The organism is Ferriphaselus sp. R-1, assembly GCF_000746095.1.
Classification (GTDB): Bacteria; Pseudomonadota; Gammaproteobacteria; order Burkholderiales; family Gallionellaceae; genus Ferriphaselus.
The window spans coordinates 1-19,934 of sequence record NZ_JQKP01000014.1 but is presented as its reverse complement, the minus strand read 5'-3'; the positions used below and the strand labels follow the sequence as shown (position 1 = coordinate 19,934).

The window sequence follows — 19,934 nt, the reverse complement described above, 5'->3', positions numbered from 1 at the left end:
TTTTATTTCTGTTGAGAGGTACACATGTCCCGCGACATGATGGTATTCACAGGCAACGCCAATCCCCGTCTTGCACAAGAAGTGGTCCGTCATCTCGGCATGGAGCTGGGACAGGCCACTGTCGGCCGCTTCTCCGATGGTGAAGTGATGGTCGAGATTCTGGAGAACGTGCGCGGCAAAGACGTGTTCGTGCTGCAATCTACGTGTGCTCCTACCAATGACAGCCTGATGGAAGTGATGGTCATGGTCGATGCGCTCAAGCGCGCGTCTGCTGGCCGCATCACCGCTGCGTTGCCGTATTTCGGCTACGCGCGCCAGGATCGCCGTCCGCGCTCTGCCCGCGTCGCCATCACCGCCAAGGTGGTAGCCGACATGCTGTCCAACGTCGGAGTGGATCGCGTGTTGACCATGGACCTGCACGCCGACCAGATCCAGGGTTTCTTCGATATTCCCGTGGACAATATCTACGCCGCCCCCATCCTGCTGGGCGATGTGGTCAAGTGCGAATACCCCAATCTGGTCGTGGTGTCGCCGGACGTGGGCGGCGTGGTGCGCGCCCGTGCGCTGGCTAAACGCATCGAAGCGGATCTGGCCATCATCGACAAGCGTCGTCCCAAGCCCAATGTGGCCAAAGTGATGAACATCATCGGTGACGTGGCTGGTCGTACGTGTCTGATCATGGATGACTTGGTCGATACCGCCAATACCCTGTGCGAAGCTGCTGCGGCCTTGAAGGCCAAGGGCGCGGCCAAGGTGGTGGCTTATTGTACCCATCCGGTCCTGTCCGGCCCGGCCATCGAACGTATCGAACGCTCCGATCTGGACGAGCTGGTGGTGACCGACACCATTCCGTTGCGCGCTGAAGCCCTGGCTTGCCCGCGCATCCGGCAGTTGGACATCGCCGAGCTGCTGGCTGAGTCCATGCGCCGTATCCATGCCGAGGAATCCGTCAGTTCCTTGTTCCTGGAATAAGATTTGCGGCGGTCGCTCTGACCGTCGCGCAACCCGAAACGCTCTGGTCGCGGAGCGTTTCGTTTTAACTGGAGAAGTAAAATGACTATCGAAGTAATTGCAACAACCCGCCAAGCGCAAGGTACGGGTGCGAGCCGCCGTCTGCGTAACTCGGGTCGTACCCCTGGTATCGTTTATGGCAGCGGCGACGCTGTCCAGATCGAGCTCGATCACAACGATCTGTACTACGCACTGCGCAACGAGGCGTTCCACGCTTCCGTGCTGTCGCTGAGCGTGGACGGCAAGAAGGAGTCCGTCGTACTGCGTGATTTCCAGATGCACCCGTTCCGTCAGCAAGTGCTGCACATCGACTTCCAGCGCGTGGACGCAGGCAAGAAGATGCACGTCAAGGTGCCGCTGCACTTCGTTAACGCTGACGTGGCTCCTGGTGTCAAGCTGGGCGGCGGCATCATCACCCACGTGCTGAACGAGCTCGACGTGATCTGTCTGCCAGCCAACCTGCCCGAGTTCATCGAAGTCGATCTGGGCAAGCTGGAAATCGGCAAGTCCGTGCACGTGTCCGACCTGAAGGTGCCCAAGGGCGTGGAAGTTGCTGGTCATCACCACGCAGCGGATGCTGTGGCCACCATCCAGGTGCCGCGCGGTGCCGTGGAAGCAGCTGCGACTGCTGCCGAGTAAGCGGTCAGTCGTTGCAAACGAACAGCCCGCCGTGGAGACACGGCGGGCTGTTTGGTTTTTGCACGTCAGCCGGGTCAATCCAGCAGGTGTCTGACATGGTCGCGTTCTTCCAGTAACTCGCGGTGGCTATCGAGCTGATGCCGGTGGCCGAGATCGCTTATCGGCAAGCCTTGCACGATGTGGTAATGGCCGTTGCGGCAGGTGACCGGGAAGCCGTAGATCACCCCTTCGGGGATGCCATAGCTGCCATCGGAGGGGACGCTCATGGTGACCCAGTCGTTGTGATGTGAGTGCAACAGCCAGTCGTGTACGTGGGCGATGGCGGCATTGGCGGCACTGGCCGCACTGCTCAGGCCGCGCGCCTCGATCACTGCCGCTCCGCGTTTCTGCACTGTAGGGATGAAACTGCCCTCGATCCAGTCCTCCCAACCGTTCTGCTGCAACACATCCAGTACCTTGCGGCCACGGATCTCGGCGTGCGACAGATCCGGGTACTGGGTGCCGGAATGATTACCCCACACCACCATCTTCTTCACGTCCCAGATGGGCTGGAACAGTTTTTGTGCGACCTGGGCGATGGCGCGGTTGTGATCCAGTCGCATCATCGCGCTGAAATTTCGCGGATCGAGATCGGGCGCGTTCTTCATGGCGATGAGTGCATTGGTGTTGGCTGGGTTGCCGACCACCAGCACCTTCACATGGCGCGCTGCGACCTCGTTGAGGATGCGCCCCTGCGCGGAGAAGATCGCGCCATTGGCCTCCAGCAGATCCTTGCGCTCCATGCCTTTGCTGCGCGGACGCGCGCCCACCATCAGTACCACCTCGGCATCGCGGAAAGCGATGCGCGCATCGTCGCTGATGATGATCTGCTGCAGCAGGGGAAAGGCGCAGTCTTCCAGTTCCATAGCCACGCCGCGCAACATCGTTTGTGCGGCGGGCAGATCGAGTAACTGCAGGATGACGGGTTGCTCGCGGCCCAGCATGTCGCCATTGGCGATGCGGAACAACAAGCTATAGCCGATCTGGCCGGCTGCGCCGGTGATGGCGACGCGGATGGGGGCTTTCATGAGGCGCTCCTGTAACGGGACGAGTCATTTTGACAGCCTTTGCGGTGCCGTGCAAAGCCCTGACGCAGTATCACCTAGCCAGCGGGAGCGGCGTTTCGCGCAGATGCATGGAGGCTTGTTCGCTCGGGGCTGGACGGGCGAGCAGGTAGCCCTGAATCTCATCGCAGCCCATGGCTCGCAGCGATTCGAGTTGGGCTACGGTTTCCACGCCTTCGGCCAGCACGCGCATGTTGAGGTTGTGCCCCATGGCGATCACGGCGCGGACGATAGCCGCATCATCCGGATCGCTGTTGATGTCGCGGACGAAGGATTGGTCGATCTTGAGCCTGTCCAGCGGGAGGGTCTTGAGACGGCTGAGCGAGGAATAGCCGGTGCCGAAGTCATCCAGTGCCAGACGGATGCCCATGTCCTTGAGCCGTGTCAGCGTGTGCTGGGTGAGATCCCCCAGCTCCATCAGCATGGATTCGGTGATCTCCAGTTCCAGCATCTCGGGCGGATAGGCGGTGTCGCGCAGGATGATGCCTATCCGCTCGGCCAGATCGCTCTGGGCGAGTTGGCGCATCGACAGGTTCACCGCCAGCGGTTTGAGCGGTAGGCCTTGCGCCAGCCAGATACGGCCTTGCAGACAGACCTGGCGCAGCACCCATTCGCCGATCTCCTCGATCAGACCCGCTTCCTCTGCCACGGGGATGAAGCGGGCAGGGGAGACTTGGCCAAACTGGGGGTGCTGCCAGCGCAGTAGCGCTTCCATGCCATCGAGTCGCCCAGTGGCGAGATCGACCTGCGGCTGGTAATGGACGGCGAGCTCCCGGTTGGCGATGGCCTGGCGCAGCCCGGTCTCCAGTTCCAGCCGTTCAACTGCACGCTGGTTCATCACTGCGGTGAAGTATTGCAGGTTGTTGCGGCCCATTTCCTTGGCGCGATACATGGCGAGATCGGCGTTGCGCATCAGTACCGATACTTCTTGACCGTCATCCGGGTACAGGCTGATTCCTATGCTGGGGGTGATGCTTAGAGTGTGTCCGGAAGCCTCCAGCTGGGTTTGCAAAGCATGCAACAGTTTTTCGGCAACGTGGGTGGCCTCGCTTTCGCTGCCCAGATCGGCCAGGATGGCGACGAACTCATCCCCGCCTTGGCGAGCCAATGTGTCGGTGCGACGCAGGCAGGCTTTGAAGCGTTGTGCCACTTGCTTGAGCAGGGCATCGCCCACATCGTGGCCGAGCGAATCGTTGATGGTCTTGAAACGGTCGAGATCGATGAACACTACGGCGACCTTGCTGCTGTTGCGTAGAGCCAAGCCCAGCGCCTGCTCGGCGCGGTCCAGCAGCAGGGTGCGGTTGGGCAGCCCGGTGAGCTGGTCATAATTGGCGAGGAACTGGATGTACTCCTCTTCCTTTTTGCGTTCAGAGATGTCGGAATAGATGGCGATATGATGGGTCACCGCCTGAGTTTTTTCGTCGCGTACCACGAGGGCGATCATCCATTCCGGGAAAACCTCTCCATTCTTCCGACTGTTCCACAACTCCCCTTGCCAACTACCTGATTCATATAGTTGTCGCCAGAAGTCCCGGTAGAACTCTGTGTCTTGTTTGCCTGAAGAGAAAATGCGCGGGTTGCGGCCTAGCACCTCCTCAGGCAGGTAGCCGCTGATCTCGCTGAACGCCGGGTTGACCATCACGATGTTGTTGTCGGCATCGGTGATGACGATGGCTTCGGTGTTGTTTTCGAACACCTTGCCAGCCAGGCGCAGGCCTTCCTCGGCACGTTTGCGTTCGGCGATCTCCTGAGTCAGCGTCACGGCCATGTTGCGGATGGCATCGGAAAGATGGGCGACTTCGCCATTCCCGCGCAGCGTGGGCGGCACGTAGCTCAGGTCGCCATGCGAAACCTTGGCGGCGGCGGCTTCCACTGCCCTGATCGGACGGACGATGCGCCCGGCCAGCATCCAGCCCAGCCAGGCGAACAGCAGCCCCAGTCCTGCACCGATCAGCAGGATGCGTTGCTGTAGCTCGCGTGCCGGGGCGAATGCCAGTACGGTGTCCTGGCGGAACACCGTGCCCCAGCCCAGGCCGGGGTAATCGCGGTAACCTTCGCCGCGCGCGTAGCCGACCAGATAGGTGTGACCATCCCGCCAGGTCTCCACCAGATGTCCGCTCTTTGCGCCAGTTGTGAGTGCGGCCATGGTCTGCGGTGCGGTCTCGCCCAGCGGGCTGCGTGACTTGACCGGACCCGCCAGCACCAGTCCGTCGCGGTTCACCAGCACTAGGTCGGTGTTGGGCGTGCGATTGGATTCCAGCATCTCCTCGGCCCAGCGCCAGAAGATATGGCCGCACAGCACGCCCAGCAATCTGCCGTCATGGTCATGCACCGGTGCGGCTACGTCCAGCAGGTAGAACATCTCGCCGGAAGGGTTGGGCAGCAGCTTGGAAAGCAGCAAGGCATCGTGTACGTCGCCGATGTAGGCCTGCGTGCGCCCCTTGTTGCACCAGGGACGCTTGGAGAGATCCTTGCCTTCCAGATATTTGCCCGTTCCGACCAGACCGACACCCTGATTGTCACAGATGCCGATCCAGGCGTAGGCGTTGAAGGTGTCTTGCAACTTGCCCAGGATGGCGCGCTTCTGTTCCACCGCGACCTGTGGGTTGCGGATGTCGTCCAGCGTCGCGGCGATCTGGATCTCGCGATAGCGCTCGAACATGCCGCGATCCATCACATCCAGCGTTCCGGCGGCACGACGGGCGAAATCCTCGCCCAGACTGATCTCGATGTGCTGGCGGCTGATATCCGCCGCGATGAAGCTCAATGCGGTGGAAAGCAGCAGCACCATGATGCCTGAAGCCAGGCTGATCTGGGCGCGCAGGCTGTGGCGGGGGTGCAGCGATTGGAGCAGGTCTTGCGCTTTCATCAACTGTCCGCTCTAGCGTCTGCCACCGAGTAACGAACCCAGCACTCCGCGTATCAACTGCCTGCCGACTTCGGAACCTATGGTGCGGGCGGCGCTTTTGAGGATGGCTTCGCCTACGCTTTGCGGCTGGCGGGCAGAGCGGCGCGGAGCATCATCGTTGCCGAAGATGCTGCCCAGCAGACCGCCGCCGTTGCTCTGTGCTGGCGAACTCGCTGCCGCTTGCTCGGCTTCGGCGGCTTGTGCCGCGCGGCCCTTGAGCCGTTCGTAGGCGGATTCGCGGTCCACGGCGGCTTCGTAGTGCCCGGCCAGCAACGAGGACTGGATCACGTGCTGGCGTTCGGCGGCGGTGAGCGGGCCGATCTGGGCGCGCGGCGGCACGATGAAAGCGCGTTCGACGATGGTGGGACGGCCTTTCTCGTCCAGCAGCGAGACCAGCGCTTCGCCTACGCCGAGCTCGGTGATGGCAGCCTGTTCGTCCAGTTCGGGGTTGTCGCGCATGGTCTCGGCGGCGGCGCGCACGGCTTTCTGGTCGCGCACCGAGAAGGCGCGCAGGGCGTGTTGCACGCGGTTGCCGAGCTGGGACAGCACTTTGTCCGGCACATCGGTCGGGTTCTGTGTGACGAAATACACGCCCACGCCTTTGGAGCGGATCAGGCGCACCACCTGTTCGACTTTGTCCAAAAGGATGGCGGGCGCATCGTTGAACAGCAGATGCGCCTCGTCGAAGAAGAACACCAGTCGGGGTTTTTCCAGGTCGCCTGCCTCGGGCAGGTTCTCGTACAGTTCGGACAGCAGCCACAGCAGCAGGGTGGAATAGACCTTGGGCGAGTTCAGCAGCTTATCGGCGGCGAGGATGTTGATCATGCCTGCGCCCTGAGCATCGGTCTGCATCAGGTCGTCGATGTTCAACATGGGCTCACCGAAGAAGGCGTCCGCCCCTTGGTGTTCCAGCTCCAGCAGGCCGCGCTGGATGGCACCGACGCTGGCGGTCGAGATGTTGCCGTATTCACTGGTGAACGACTTGGCATTCTCACCCACATGCTGAACCATGGCGCGCAAGTCCTTGAAATCAAGCAGGAGCAGGCCGCTGTCGTCGGCGATCTTGAATACCAACGTCAGCACGCCTTGCTGGACCTCGTTGAGGTTCAACATGCGACCCAGTAGCAGCGGCCCCATGTCCGAGATGGTGGCGCGTACCGGATGGCCTTGCTCGCCGGACACGTCCCAAAACGTCACCGGGTAGGCGCGATTTTCGTAATCCTCCAGCTGAAGCTGCTCGACGCGGGCCTCGACCTTGGCATTGCCGCCACCGGTCTTGGCCAGGCCGGACAGGTCGCCCTTGATGTCGGACAGGAACACCGGCACACCGATACGGCTGAACGACTCTGCCAGCGACTGCAAAGTGACCGTCTTGCCGGTGCCGGTCGCGCCGGTGATCAGACCGTGGCGGTTGGCCATCTGCGGCAACAGGACGAGTTCGTGGTCGGTGTTCTTGGCGATCAGCAGCGGCGCGGTCATGGCAGCAGGGGGGTTTGGGTTGGAATGGAGGAAATGATACCATTGCGCGCAATCATTGGAACGGAGAGCATCATGGCGGGACACAGTAAATGGGCCAATATCCAGCATCGCAAGGGGCGGCAGGATGCCAAGCGCGGGCAGATATTCACGCGCCTCATCAAGGAGATCACCGTGGCCGCCAAGCTGGGGGGCAGCGATCCCGATACCAACCCGCGCCTGCGACTGGCGATGGAAAAGGCCTATGACAACAACATGCCCAAGGACAACGTCGAGCGCGCCATCAAGCGCGGCGCAGGGGAGCTGGAAGGTGTGGACTACATGGAGCTGCGCTACGAAGGCTATGGCATCAACGGCGCGGCGGTGATGGTCGATTGCATGACCGACAACAAGACCCGCACCGTGGCCGATGTGCGCCACGCCTTCACCAAACATGGCGGTAACCTCGGCACCGACGGCTCGGTCTCGTTCCTGTTCAAGCACTGCGGCACCATGCTGTTCGCCCCCGGCACCGACGAGGATGCGCTGATGGAAGTGGCGCTGGACGCAGGTGCGGAAGACATCGTCAGCAACGACGACGGCAGTATCGAAGTCATCACTGCCCCCAACGATTTCGTGGCGGTGAAACAGCGCCTGGAAGCTGCAGGCTTCAAGCCGGAGATGGGCGAAGTGACCATGAAGCCCGAGAACGAAGTCATCTTTACCGGCAACGACGCAGTGCGTATGCAAAAACTCCTGGATGCGCTGGAAGACGTGGGCGACGTGCAGGAAGTCTATACCTCGGCGGTGATCGAAGAGTGATGCCGGGGCAGGGTAAAGGGGGAAGGCAAAAGGGTAGAACCCTGGTGTTCCGATGAGCCACTCTTCGGCAATACGAATTTTGGGTGTTGACCCGGGTCTCAGAGTGACGGGTTTCGGCATCATCGAGAAACACGGCCAGCAGCTGCACTACGTTGCCAGCGGCTGCATCAAGACACCGGACGGCGAGTTGCCGGAGCGCTTGAAGGTCATCCTTCAGTCGCTCGGCGAGGTCGTCGCACAGCACCAGCCGCAGCTGGCGGCGGTGGAGAAGGTGTTCGTCAACGTCAATCCGCAATCTACCTTGTTGCTCGGCCAGGCGCGCGGCGCGGCGGTTTGTGCGCTGGTGCAGGCCGGGTTGCCGGTGGCGGAATACACCGCCTTGCAGGTGAAGCAATCCGTGGTCGGCAACGGCCACGCCGCCAAGGAGCAGGTGCAGGCGATGGTGCAGCGTCTGCTGAACCTGTCCGGTACGCCCAGCCCGGATGCCGCCGATGCGCTGGCCTGCGCCATCACCCACGCCCACAACGGTCTGGGCGGCATGGGCGCGCTGGCCAGCCAGGGTTTTCGAGTGAGAGGCGGGCGTTTGATATGAGTGAGTTTGGCTATGCCGCCTGTTGAACCGACGCTGATCGCTTTCCCCAACCCGTTCGCGCGCTACTTTGCTGCGACGCGTCCGGCCTTTCTTTCCGCCGCGTTGGTCGCTGCCTTGCTGGGGCTGGCGACGGCTCGTCATGACGGCGTGGCGCTGAATCCTACGCTGGCCGTGATCACCGTGCTGTTCGCCTTGCTGGCCCACGCTGGGGCGAATGTGCTGAACGATTACTACGACGCGCTGAACGGCACCGATGCGGCCAACACCGAGCGCATCTTCCCGTTCACCGGCGGCAGCCGCTTCATCCAGAACGGTGTGCTGACGCTGGCGCAGACTCGCAACTTCGGTTTTGGTCTGATGGCCGCCGTTGCTGTCGCTGGGGTATGGTTGATGGCACAAGCCACGCCGCAGCTGCTCTACGTCGGCCTGGCCGGACTGCTCATCGGCTGGGCCTATTCCGCGCCGCCGCTGAGCCTGAACGGTCGCGGTCTGGGCGAGTTGTGCATCGTGCTGGGTTTCGGCCTGATACCGGTGGGAGCGGACCTCGTCCAGCGCGGGGTGTTTTCCCTTGCACCTATGGTGGCGGGGCTGAGCAACGCGCTGCTGACCGCCAACCTGCTTTACATCAATCAATTCCCGGACCGCTCCGCTGATATCGCCGCAGGCAAGCTGCACTGGGTCGCCCGCCTGCCGGTGGCGCAAGCGCGCTGGGGCTACGGCCTGATCGCCCTGGGCGCATACGGCTGGTTGAGCCTGACGGTGGCACTGGGCTGGCTGCCCGCCGCTGCGCTGTTGGGCTTGCTGTCCGCGCCGCTCAGCATCAAAGCGACGCACCATTTGTGGCATCATGCGCACCAGCCGCAACAACTCGCTCCGGCCATCCAGCTCACCATACAAGCGATGCTGCTGCACGGCGGGTTGGTCGCACTGGCGTTGATACTTTAAGGAAACCAAATGATAGGCCGCATCACCGGCATCTTGCTGGAAAAGAACCCGCCGCAACTGTTGCTGGACGTGCAGGGCGTGGGCTATGAGGTGGACGTGCCGATGAGCACGTTCTATAACCTGCCTGCCTTGAACGAGCGCGTGGTGCTGCACACCCAGCTCATCGTGCGCGAAGACGCACACCTGCTGTTCGGCTTCGGCTCGCTGGACGAGCGCACCGCCTTCCGTCAGTTGCTCAAGATCAGTGGTGTCGGCCCCAAGCTGGCGCTGTCGGTACTTTCCGGCCTGAGTCTGGTCGATCTGGCGGATGCCGTGGCGCGCAAGGAAACCGGGCGGTTGACCAAGATTCCCGGTGTAGGCAAAAAGACCGCCGAGCGTCTGTTGCTGGAGCTGGAAGGCAAGTTCGCCGCCTTGCCGGTGAGTGGCAACACAGCCGGGGCCGATGCCGCACAGCTTGACAGTGACATCACCAATGCGCTGCAAGCGCTTGGTTACTCAGCGAAAGAGGCTGACTGGGCGGCTAAGCAACTGCCCGCCGACATCAGCGTGTCAGACGGTATCCGGCAGGCTCTCAAATATCTGTCCAAAGCATGATCCATTCCGACGATCTCACGACCAGTTCCCGCATCATTTCCCCGGCACCCGTCTCGCCGCAGGAGGAGGCGCTGGAACGCGCTTTGCGTCCGAAGCAGCTCGATGAATACGTCGGGCAGGAGAAGATACGTGACCAGCTATCTTTGTTCATCGAGGCGGCGAAGATGCGGCGCGAGCCGCTGGATCATGTGTTGCTGTTCGGCCCACCGGGTTTGGGCAAGACCACTTTGGCGCACATCATCGCGCGTGAGATGGGCGTCAATCTGCGCCAGACCTCCGGCCCGGTGCTTGAGCGGGCAGGGGACTTGGCGGCGCTGCTGACCAATCTGGAGCCGCACGACGTGCTGTTCATCGACGAGATCCATCGCCTGTCGCCGGTGGTGGAGGAGATCCTCTATCCGGCGCTGGAGGATTATCAGATCGACATCATGATAGGCGAGGGCCCGGCGGCGCGTTCGGTGAAGATCGACCTGCCGCCGTTCACCTTGGTGGGGGCGACGACGCGCGCTGGGATGCTGACCAACCCGCTGCGCGACCGTTTCGGCATCATCGGACGGCTGGAGTTCTACACGCCGCAGGAGTTGCAGCGCATCGTGATGCGCTCGTCCGGGCTGCTGGAGATGAACCTGTCCGACGATGGCGCACTGGAAGTGGCGCGTCGTTCGCGCGGCACACCGCGCATCGCCAATCGCTTGCTGCGCCGGGTGCGTGACTACGCCGACGTGCGTGCGGCGGGGAATGCCAGCCGCACTGTGGCCGATGCCGCGCTGACCATGCTGGACGTGGACGCGCAGGGTCTGGACCTGATGGACCGCAAGTTGCTGCAAACGGTGATCGAGAAGTTCGGCGGCGGGCCGGTGGGGGTGGACAATCTGGCCGCCGCTATTGGCGAGGAGCGCGACACCATCGAGGACGTGCTGGAGCCGTACCTGATCCAGCAAGGCTATCTGCAACGCACGCCGCGCGGGCGCATGGCGACGGCCAATGCCTGGCTGCATTTCGGCCTGCCGCAACCGCGTCCCGCCGGGGCGGGCAAGGAGTTGTGGGATGAGTGACACAAAACCGTATTCTTTTCCGGTTAGAGTGTATTTCCACGACACCGATGCGGGCGGCGTGGTCTATCACGCGACCTACGCGCACTTCATGGAACGTGCGCGCACCGAGTGGCTGAGGGATGTGTACGGGTATAATCACGCCGCGATGATGAAGGAGCTGGGTGTGGCCTTCGTGGTGCGCTCGATGAAGCTGGACTTCCTCAAGCCGGCGCTGCTGGATGACCAGTTGCAGGTGACGGCGGAGGCAAAGGAAGTCGGGCGCAGCCGGGTGATGGTGCATCAGGCGGTGTTGCGCGGTGCGGAGACACTGGTCACGGCGGAGATATATCTGGTCTGCGTCGACATCGCGGCATTCAAACCCGTGGCTTTGCCGGATGTGCTGCGGAATCAATGGAAGGGTTGAGAGGAAAACATGGAAGTCACACAGGATCTGTCGTTCATCACCCTCATCGGGAATGCCAGCGTGCTGGTACAACTGGTGATGGGCTTGCTGTTGCTGGTCTCACTGCTGTCGTGGTGGTACATCTTCCAGAAGATGTTCGCGGTGCGCCTGACGCTCAAACAGAGCGTGATCTTCGAGCAGGCGTTCTGGTCGCATGACGATCTGGACGTGCTGTACCGCAACGCGCTGTCGTCGCGCGAGAACGCGGGCAGTCTGGAGCGCATCTTCGCAGCGGGCTTCGAGGAGTTCACCAAGCTGAAGCGCAAGTCCGGCATGGACGTGAGCGCGGTGATGGACGGCACGCGCCGCGCCATGCGCGCCACCTACCAGCGCGAGATGGATCATCTGGAATCGCATCTGTCCTTTCTGGCGACGGTCGGATCGGTCAGCCCGTATGTTGGCCTGTTCGGCACGGTGTGGGGCATCATGAACGCCTTCCGTGGTTTGGCCAACGTCGGTCAGGCGACACTGGCACATGTCGCCCCCGGCATCGCCGAAGCGCTGGTCGCCACCGCGATGGGTCTGTTCGCCGCGATCCCGGCGGTGGTGGCCTACAACCGTTACTCGCACGAGATCGACCGTTTGTCCACCCGCTTCGAGAGCTTCATGGAAGAGTTCTCCAACGTGCTTCAGCGCCAGCCTTGAGGTGAGGCAGTCATGAGAAGCCGTTCTTCGCATCGCCCGATGAGCCAGATCAACGTCGTGCCTTACATCGACGTGATGCTGGTGTTGCTGGTGATCTTCATGGTCACCGCGCCAATGATGAATCCGGGGCAGATTGACTTGCCCAGCATAGGCAAGGCGCTGACACCTCCCGTCGCGCCGCTGGAAGTCATCATCAAGAAAGACAGTTCGCTGGCTTTGCGTGACCATGCGAACGGCGATGCCGAGCATGAGGTGTCGAGCGAAGAAATGATCCTGTCCATCAAGCAAAAGCAAGCGGCCAACGCCGAGCAGGCAGTGGTCATCTCGGCGGACAAGAGCGTGCGCTATGAGGAAGTCATCAAGGTGATGGACGCGCTGCAAAGACAGCAAGTGAAGAAGGTCGGGTTGCTGACGCAGAGCAAGTAAGCATGGAAATGACCTACCGCCAGCCTTACCGTACGCCAGCCGCAGCGCTGGCGCTGCTGGTGCACACCCTGTTCTTCGCCTTGCTGTATTTCGGCGTGGGCTGGCGTTCCGAGCAGCCGCAAGGCATGGTGGTGGACATCTGGGACGCTTTGCCGGAGGCAGCGCCCGCCTCCGTGGCTGAACCGGCTCCGCCCGAACCCGCGCCAGTTGAGCCGCCCAAACCTGTCGTCAAGGAGGTCGCTGCGCCCAAGCCGGAGCCGGTCAAAGCCGAGATCCAGCTGAAAGATAAGAAGAAGCCGATCGAAAAGGTGGTCGAGGTCAAAAAGCCTGTGGAGGTAGCCAAACCCGTTCCGCCCAAGGTCACCGAGACGATGAAGGCCGAGCAGGCAGCCAAGGCCGAGATGGAGCGCGTCCGGGCCGAGCGCGCCGCAGCCGAAGCGGCACAAGCGGCGGCGAATGGCCGGGTGGTCGATGAGTTCGTGGCCAAGATCGTGGCCAAGATCCGGCGCAACATCGTATTGCCGCCGGACGTGCCGGACAATGCCAAAGCCGAGTTCGATGTGACCTTGCTGCCCGGCGGTTCCGTACTCAGTACCAAGCTGGCGCGATCCAGCGGCCATGTGGCTTACGACAGCGCGGTGGAGCGCGCCATATTGAAATCCCAGCCGTTGCCGCTGCCGACGGATGTGTCCCTGTTCAAACGTTTCCGTGATTTGCATTTGGGCTTCAAGCCCGTGGAGTGATGAAGATGATCTTGCGTACCCTGATGTCTTTTACCTTGCTGTTACTGGTTTCATCGGCGCAGGCGGCCCTGAACATCCAGATCATCGGGGCAGGTGAGCGGCAAATACCTGTTGCGATCATCCCCTTCGCCGGGGAAGACAAGCTGCCGGTATCGCTCAGCAGCGTGATCTCGGCAGATCTGGCGCGCACCGGCTTGTTCCGCCTGGTCGATCCGGCGGGCAAGGCGCCGCATCAGCCCGCCGAAGTGAATTACGCCGAGTGGGGCGGGGTCGAAGCCATCGCGATCGGCAGCGTGGCGGCGCAGGAGAACAATCGCACGGAGATCCGCTTCCGTCTGCTGGACGGGGTCAAGCAAGTCGAATTGCTCGGGCAGGCGGTGTCAGGGCGCGATTCGCAACTGCGCTATATCGCGCACCGCATCGCCGACACCATCTACGAAAAGCTGACCGGGGTGCCGGGCGTGTTCAGTACCCGCATCGTGTACGTGAATCGCAACAAGTCCAAATTCAAGCTGATCGTGTCCGACAGCGATGGTTACGGCGAGCAGGTGATCCTGGACAGCGACGAACCCATCATGTCGCCGGCCTGGTCGCCGGACGGCAGCCATCTGGCCTATGTCAGCTTTGAACTCGGCCATGCGGCGGTCTTCGTCCAGTCGCTGGTCACCGGGCAGCGCAAGGCAGTGGCCAGCTTCAATGGCAGCAACAGTGCCCCGGCCTGGTCGCCGGACGGGAGGCAGCTGGCTTTGGTGTTGACGCGCGACGGTGGCTCGCAGATCTATCTGTGCAAGCCGGATGGCAGCGACCTGAAGCGCCTCACTCACGGTGACGCGATCAATACCGAGCCGAACTTCTCGCCTGACGGGCAATATCTGTTGTTCACTTCGGACCGAGGCGGCAGTGCCCAGATCTACCGTATGCCGGTGGACGGCGGCAGCGCGCAGCGCGTCACTTTCGAGGGTGGCCAGGCGTTCTCGCCGCGCCACAGCCCTGACGGCAAAGGCTTTGTGTTCACCTATCGCAACGGTGGCCGCTTCTACATCGCCACCGAGGACTTCGAGACCAAGCAGATGCAACTGCTTACCGATGGCGGTTGGGAAAAACGCCCGAGTTTCGCCCCCAACGGCAAGCTGGTGCTGTTTGCATCAGATGCCGCAGGTCGTGGTATATTGTCCACCGTTTCCAGCGATGGAAAGGTCAAGCAGCGCATGTCGGCACAAACGGGTGATGTTCGTGAGCCCATGTGGGGACCGTTTTTGAACCAGTAACTTTTTGATAGGGGAAGTGAAGATGAAAAAGATTGCATTAAGCGGGTTGTTGCTCAGTTTGTTGACGGCATGTGCCAGCCAGACCACCAAGCCGGTGGCTCCCGTAACTCCTGCTGCCGATGCCTCCGCTACGACAGGCAAGCCAGGCACGGCAGCTTCGGCTGAAGTCGATCCTCTGGACGATCCCAAGACCGGTCTGACCTATCGCAGCCTCTACTATGCGCTCGATGTCGATGTGATCCAGGATGCTGACAAGCCTTTGGTGGCGGCCCATGCCAAGTACCTGAGCACGCATCCCGCACGTAACGTCCGTCTTGAAGGCAACGCCGACGAGCGCGGCAGCAACGAATACAACCTGGCTTTGGCGCAACGTCGCGCCGACGGCGTGAAGAAACTGCTGTTGCTGGGTGGTGCAAAGGAAGGCCAACTGACTTCGGTGAGCTACGGTGAAGAGAAACCACGCAACACCAATCACGACGAAGACGGCTGGGCCGAGAACCGCCGTACCGATCTGAACTACGCCAAGTAATACACCATGAAGTTGCGTGCCTTGTTCCTCGCCGGTTGTTGTCTGCTCGCCGCACAAGCGAACGCGGGCATCCTGTCTGACGACGAGGCACGCAAAGGTGTACAGGCGCTGAACGAGCGGGTCCAGAAACTCGAAGATGCGCAGAAAGAGCAGACCAAGTCGTTGCTCGACCTGCAAAGCCAGATCGAAGCGCTGAACATCGAGTTGAGGAAGCTGCGCGGCCAGAACGAAGAGTTGGTGCATAACCTGCAGGATGCCGAGAAACGCCAGAAGGACTTCTATGTCGATCTGGACGGTCGTCTGCGGCATTTTGAGGTCGATGCCGAGCAGGCTGCCGCTTCATCGGATGCCGCCGACAGCCCGGTGCAGGAGAATCGTGCTTTCGAGACCGCGTTCAGCTTGCATCGCGCCAAGAGCTATCAATCCGCCATCACCGCGTTTCAGGAGTTCCAGCGCAAATACCCGAATTCCGTGCAACTGCCCAATGTCTATTTCCTGATGGGCGATTCGTTCATGAACCTCAAGGACTATCCGAGTGCAGTGATGACGTTCCAGACCTTCCTGGATGCCGCACCGAAACACCCCAAGGCACCGGATGCCCTGTTGCAGACGGCTACGGCTCAGCAGGAGTTGAAGCAACCCTTGCTGGTCAAGAAGACACTCAAGAAGCTGGTCGCTCAATATCCGGATAGCGAAGCCGCAGCCAAGGCCAAGGAACGCCTGGCCGTACTCAAATAAGGAGAGGACCCGTGTCCGAACCTGATACCCGCGCATCACTGCGCATCACCGAGATTTTCTATTCACTGCAAGGCGAGACCCGCCGCGTCGGCTTGCCGACCGTGTTCGTGCGGCTGACCGGCTGCCCCTTGCGCTGCACCTATTGCGACACCGCCTATGCGTTCACCGGCGGGCAGGCCATGAGTCTGGCCGACATCCTTGCCGAGGTGGCGCGGCATGGCGCGCGTTATGTCACCGTCACCGGCGGTGAGCCGCTGGCGCAGAAGAATTGCCTGCCCTTGCTGCAGTCCCTGTGCGATGCAGGCTATCAGGTCTCGCTGGAGACGGGCGGGGCGCTGGATGTGAGCGGTGTGGACGCGCGCGTGGTCAAGGTGCTGGACATCAAGACCCCGGCTTCGGGCGAGTCCGAAAAGAATCTGTGGGGGAATCTGGCCTCGCTGAACCCGCACGACGAGATCAAGTTCGTGCTGTGCGACGAGACCGACTATCTGTGGGCCAAACAAGTGCTGGACGAGCATGCGCTGGCCTCGCGTTGCGACGTGTTGTTCTCGCCCGCTCAGGGCCAACTTGACCCGACCGTGCTGGCCGACTGGATCTTGCGCGATCACTTGCCGGTACGCCTGCAAGTCCAGTTGCACAAACTGCTATGGGGCAACCAGCAAGGCAAATGAAGAAAGCACTCGTACTCCTTTCCGGCGGACTGGATTCGGCCACGGTGCTTGCCATCGCGTGCTCCCAGGGTTTCAGTTGCCACGCCCTCAGCGTCGATTACGGCCAGCGCCACCACGCCGAACTGGCGGCGGCGCAGCGCGTGGCGCAGACCGTCGGCGCGGCGGAACACCGCATCATCCATATCGATCTGACCGGCTTCGGCGGCTCCGCCCTGACTGATGACTCGATCGCCGTGCCCGAGCATCCCAGCGCAGGCATCCCGCTCACCTACGTGCCTGCGCGCAACACCATCATGCTGTCGCTGGCGCTGGCCTGGGCCGAAGTGCTGGACTCGCAGGACATCTTCGTCGGCGTGAACGCGGTGGACTATTCCGGCTATCCGGATTGCCGTCCGGAATACATCGAGGCCTTCGAGCGCATGGCCAACCTCGCCACCAAGGCGGCGGTCGAAGGCAAGCCGCTGCAGGTTCACGCGCCGCTGATTAACCTGAGCAAGGCCGAGATCATCCGTTTAGGCACAGGCTTGGGCGTGGACTACGGCCAGACCGTCTCCTGCTATCAGGCCGACGAACAGGGCAGGGCCTGCGGCGTGTGCGACTCCTGCCGCCTGCGCGCCCACGGCTTCGCCCATGCCGGGCTGGCCGATGTCACCCGCTATCGGGACTGAGCCATGAGCGAGCGCCCCGCCGACGCAGCAGAGGAAGCGGAAGAGCGTAGCGCCATCTTGCCCTGGGAGCTGCTCAAGGCGGTCGCTCCCGTATTGCTGTTGACCCTGCTGGTACTGGTCGTCGGCTACAAGTTCATCGATCCCGCGCCACCCAAAAAGATCGTCATCGCCACCAGCGCAGGCGAGGGCAACTACCTGGCATTCTCCTACCTCTATGCCGAATTGCTGAAGCGCGAGGGCATCACGTTGGAAGTGCGCCAGACCGCCGGTGCGCAGGAGAACCTCAAGTTACTGCGCGATCCGAAGTCGGGCGTGGACCTGGCGTTCATCCAGGGCGGTGTGGCCAGTTCCGAGCCGACACTGGGCATGGTGTCGCTGGGCAGCCTGTATTACGAGCCGGTGTGGATATTCTGCAAATGTGCCAAACCGCCCGAGCACCTCTCCGCGTTCAAGGGCAAGCGCATCGGCATCGGTCGCCCCGGCGGCGGGGCACAGGTGGTGGCGCGCGCCATGCTCGAAGCCAGCGGCGTGACGGCGGACAACAGCCACTTCGAGCCCATCGGTGACGATGACGCAGCCGAGGCGCTGCACGCCGGTCGTCTGGATGCCGCTTTCTTCCTCGACGTGCCACACTCGCCGCTGGTGCAGGAACTGGCGCTGGACCACAAGCTGCGTCTGGTGGATGTCACCGAAGCCGAGGCCTACACCCGCAACATCCCCTCGTTGACCCATTTGCACTTGCCCGCCGGTGGCCTGAGTCTGGCGCGTAACCTGCCCGACAATGAAACCAACCTGGTCGCGCCGACCGTGATGCTGGTCGCCCGCGACTCGCTCCATCCCGCATTGATGTACCTGCTGCTCAAGACCATCGCCAGCGTGCACGGCGGGGGCGGGCTGTTCAGCCAACCGCATGATTTCCCTTCGGCCAAAGGCACCGATTTCGTCCTTGCCGACCAGGCGGCCAACTTCTACAAGTCCGGCTTGCCCTTCCTCGATAAATACCTGCCGTTCTGGGCTGCCACCTTCGTCAACCGCATGCTGATCCTGCTCTTGCCGCTACTGGCCGTGGTGTATCCCCTGAGCAAAGTCGTGCCCTCGGTCTACGTCTGGCTGGTGAAATCCAAGATCTACAAGCTCTACGGTGAACTGCGCTACCTGGAGACCCAGATCCGCCAGGGCAAAGCCGCCAACGACCACCTGCGCAACCTGGCCACCCTCGACGAGATCGAAGCCAAGGTCAACCAGCTCCGTCTGCCGAACGCCTTCTCCCAACACATGTACGAACTTCGAGCCCACATCGCCATGGTGCGCGGGCAGATACGATCACAAGAGCAGTTCCCTAACCATTAGTCCTCAGCCTGTCCAAGGGTAGTTGCGTGGTGGCGTACAGTTGGAGTCGCACGGTACGAGATCATGTTGCATGGAATGAAAGGTGCGGGCACTGGACAGGCTAGTCGCCAGCATCTAGCCGAGGGAGTGTCGTGCGGTTCTGCGCCCTGCGCGAGTTTGGCGCAGGTGCAGCAGTGACGAACCATTTGGTTTTTGATGCTTGACTATGATTTGCCCACGAATGACTCGGGTGGCACATAGCCAGCCAATTCATGGCACGGGCGTATGCCCTTCATTTCGGAAATCAACTCGGGCAGCTTTTCGTGGGCCGCCGACTCAACGATTTCCTTCAACTTGGCAATGGCCCGCTCAACCGTCACCATCTGGATTTTGTCGCAATTGGTGCGGCCACACTCGATGCACTTGTATTCACCAATGAGGTGCAGAACATCGATCGGCTTTAGGTTTGAGTCCATTCTATCCTCCATGCTTGCAAGTGTAGGGATCAGGTTCAGCGTACCGGGAGCGAATAGTACTAAATTCTGTGAGGTTATTCCATGCATTCTGTTTGGATGCCTCAGATCTTTGTGTAGCCGAACAAGCCGCCTACCAGCAACGCTGGCCTGAGGCTGCCAGCGAGCTGTAAATGGAGCAAAGTTGCTCTATGAGACCGTGCAGGGGCTACGCAACTGGGTACAAAACACATGTGGCGCACTTGCGAGTGCACCCTATACGGGCTGCGGTGCGGGTATTGCTGCGCTCCACCCATCTACTTAGTGGGATTCGTGCCTCACCCAAGCCTACCCGACTGGTGGCGGTGAGACGCAAATAAGAAACGCTGATTGAGTAGTGTAGGGTGGCGAAAATATAGGATGGGGGCGCTGTGGTCTGGACGCTATTTTTTGGCATCGCCATGGTGCGGGGGCAGACTCAATTACGAGAGAGCAAGCCGTTGTAGCTTAATGGACGAGTTGGCGTAGACGGTAGGGTGCCAATAAGCGAAGCGCATTGCGCTGGAGGAGGGTAAGACATTCGGCGCATTATGAATGCGTATATGGACACCTCCCGTTTTGCAAGCAACGCGTGTTGATGGTTTTGGGTGCAACTGCTTCCGTATATCCGGCTTCCTGTTGGGCGGCGAGCCGTCCGAGCCATGATGGAATTCGCGCGCAAGTTTCAAATCGCCCTAGCGGCTTTGCCGTGTGTTGCTGCGGCAGGGAGCCATCGCAATTAACTGAATTGCCTGCGCCGGTCTGACCTGTTTGCCATCAATTCGTTTGCCATGCAATCGCTGTCGGTTGTCTCCTGCTAAAACTCTGTTGTCTGCTGCCCGTTTGCTTCCGCTTGCGAG

21 protein-coding genes are annotated in these 19,934 nt (G+C 61.4%); 17 read left to right on the top strand and 4 right to left on the bottom strand.

Annotation, left to right across the window (positions count from 1 at the left end; genetic code table 11):
- Nucleotides 1-24 precede the first annotated feature (24 nt).
- Both DM08_RS09055 and DM08_RS09050 read left to right on the top strand, forming a co-directional pair.
- Entirely contained in the window at nt 25-972 is a 948-nt protein-coding gene (locus tag DM08_RS09055) for a ribose-phosphate pyrophosphokinase (RefSeq protein WP_035384345.1), read from the top strand.
- Between the two features lie 81 nt (nt 973-1,053).
- On the top strand, nt 1,054-1,650 hold the full coding sequence (locus DM08_RS09050; protein ID WP_035384344.1) for a 50S ribosomal protein L25/general stress protein Ctc: 597 nt from the start codon (nt 1,054-1,056) through the stop codon (nt 1,648-1,650).
- 74 nt (nt 1,651-1,724) lie between these two features.
- On the opposite strand, the gene DM08_RS09045 is transcribed toward DM08_RS09050, so the two are convergent.
- The 3 genes from DM08_RS09045 to DM08_RS09035 form a co-directional block, all read right to left on the bottom strand.
- Nucleotides 1,725-2,717, bottom strand: coding sequence for a malate dehydrogenase (locus DM08_RS09045; protein WP_035384343.1), 993 nt, complete (start codon nt 2,715-2,717; stop codon nt 1,725-1,727).
- 70 nt (nt 2,718-2,787) lie between these two features.
- The gene (locus DM08_RS09040; protein ID WP_035384342.1) at nt 2,788-5,622 is read right to left on the bottom strand and encodes a bifunctional diguanylate cyclase/phosphodiesterase; all 2,835 of its coding nucleotides are present in this window, start codon (nt 5,620-5,622) and stop codon (nt 2,788-2,790) included.
- A gap of 12 nt (nt 5,623-5,634) precedes the next feature.
- A complete protein-coding gene (locus tag DM08_RS09035; protein ID WP_035384341.1) occupies nt 5,635-7,140 on the bottom strand; it encodes a helicase HerA-like domain-containing protein in 1,506 nt (501 codons plus the stop codon).
- Between the two features lie 72 nt (nt 7,141-7,212).
- On the opposite strand from DM08_RS09035, the gene DM08_RS09030 reads away from it, so the two are divergent.
- From DM08_RS09030 to DM08_RS08960, 15 genes are read left to right on the top strand one after another with little or no spacing between them, the layout of a single operon-like run.
- Nucleotides 7,213-7,938, top strand: coding sequence for a YebC/PmpR family DNA-binding transcriptional regulator (locus DM08_RS09030; RefSeq protein ID WP_035384340.1), 726 nt, complete (start codon nt 7,213-7,215; stop codon nt 7,936-7,938).
- 52 nt (nt 7,939-7,990) lie between these two features.
- Nucleotides 7,991-8,530, top strand: coding sequence for a crossover junction endodeoxyribonuclease RuvC (ruvC, locus tag DM08_RS09025; protein ID WP_202593395.1), 540 nt, complete (start codon nt 7,991-7,993; stop codon nt 8,528-8,530).
- Between the two features lie 12 nt (nt 8,531-8,542).
- Complete coding sequence (locus DM08_RS09020) at nt 8,543-9,475, top strand: prenyltransferase (RefSeq protein WP_088177612.1); 933 nt, start codon at nt 8,543-8,545, stop codon at nt 9,473-9,475.
- 9 nt (nt 9,476-9,484) lie between these two features.
- Nucleotides 9,485-10,069: a Holliday junction branch migration protein RuvA gene (gene ruvA, locus DM08_RS09015; RefSeq protein ID WP_035384338.1), complete on the top strand. Its 585-nt coding sequence runs from the start codon at nt 9,485-9,487 to the stop codon at nt 10,067-10,069.
- Nucleotides 10,066-11,124, top strand: coding sequence for a Holliday junction branch migration DNA helicase RuvB (gene ruvB, locus DM08_RS09010; protein ID WP_035384337.1), 1,059 nt, complete (start codon nt 10,066-10,068; stop codon nt 11,122-11,124). Before ruvA ends, ruvB begins: the two co-directional genes overlap by 4 nt.
- Nucleotides 11,117-11,527: a tol-pal system-associated acyl-CoA thioesterase gene (gene ybgC, locus DM08_RS09005; RefSeq protein ID WP_035384336.1), complete on the top strand. Its 411-nt coding sequence runs from the start codon at nt 11,117-11,119 to the stop codon at nt 11,525-11,527. Before ruvB ends, ybgC begins: the two co-directional genes overlap by 8 nt.
- 9 nt (nt 11,528-11,536) lie before the next feature.
- Nucleotides 11,537-12,211: a protein TolQ gene (tolQ, locus tag DM08_RS09000; RefSeq protein WP_035384335.1), complete on the top strand. Its 675-nt coding sequence runs from the start codon at nt 11,537-11,539 to the stop codon at nt 12,209-12,211.
- 12 nt (nt 12,212-12,223) lie between these two features.
- A complete protein-coding gene (tolR, locus tag DM08_RS08995; RefSeq protein WP_035384334.1) occupies nt 12,224-12,637 on the top strand; it encodes a protein TolR in 414 nt (137 codons plus the stop codon).
- A 2-nt stretch (nt 12,638-12,639) separates the two neighbouring features.
- On the top strand, nt 12,640-13,380 hold the full coding sequence (locus DM08_RS08990) for an energy transducer TonB (RefSeq protein WP_051938049.1): 741 nt from the start codon (nt 12,640-12,642) through the stop codon (nt 13,378-13,380).
- 5 nt (nt 13,381-13,385) lie between these two features.
- Nucleotides 13,386-14,648 (top strand): Tol-Pal system beta propeller repeat protein TolB, encoded by a 1,263-nt coding sequence (tolB, locus tag DM08_RS08985; RefSeq protein WP_035384389.1) that lies wholly within the window; start codon nt 13,386-13,388, stop codon nt 14,646-14,648.
- Nucleotides 14,649-14,670: 22 nt separating this feature from the next.
- Complete coding sequence (locus DM08_RS08980) at nt 14,671-15,177, top strand: OmpA family protein (protein WP_035384333.1); 507 nt, start codon at nt 14,671-14,673, stop codon at nt 15,175-15,177.
- 6 nt (nt 15,178-15,183) lie between these two features.
- Nucleotides 15,184-15,915, top strand: a complete 732-nt coding sequence (gene ybgF / locus DM08_RS08975) for a tol-pal system protein YbgF (RefSeq protein ID WP_035384332.1) — start codon at nt 15,184-15,186, stop codon at nt 15,913-15,915.
- Between the two features lie 11 nt (nt 15,916-15,926).
- Nucleotides 15,927-16,586 (top strand): 7-carboxy-7-deazaguanine synthase QueE, encoded by a 660-nt coding sequence (queE, locus tag DM08_RS08970; RefSeq protein ID WP_035384331.1) that lies wholly within the window; start codon nt 15,927-15,929, stop codon nt 16,584-16,586.
- The gene (queC, locus tag DM08_RS08965) at nt 16,583-17,254 is read left to right on the top strand and encodes a 7-cyano-7-deazaguanine synthase QueC (RefSeq protein ID WP_035384330.1); all 672 of its coding nucleotides are present in this window, start codon (nt 16,583-16,585) and stop codon (nt 17,252-17,254) included. The genes queE and queC overlap by 4 nt, the downstream gene beginning before the upstream one ends.
- A gap of 3 nt (nt 17,255-17,257) precedes the next feature.
- Entirely contained in the window at nt 17,258-18,604 is a 1,347-nt protein-coding gene (locus tag DM08_RS08960) for a TAXI family TRAP transporter solute-binding subunit (protein ID WP_051938045.1), read from the top strand.
- Nucleotides 18,605-18,807: 203 nt separating this feature from the next.
- On the opposite strand, the gene DM08_RS08955 is transcribed toward DM08_RS08960, so the two are convergent.
- On the bottom strand, nt 18,808-19,059 hold the full coding sequence (locus DM08_RS08955; protein WP_035384329.1) for a hypothetical protein: 252 nt from the start codon (nt 19,057-19,059) through the stop codon (nt 18,808-18,810).
- Nucleotides 19,060-19,934 lie beyond the last annotated feature (875 nt).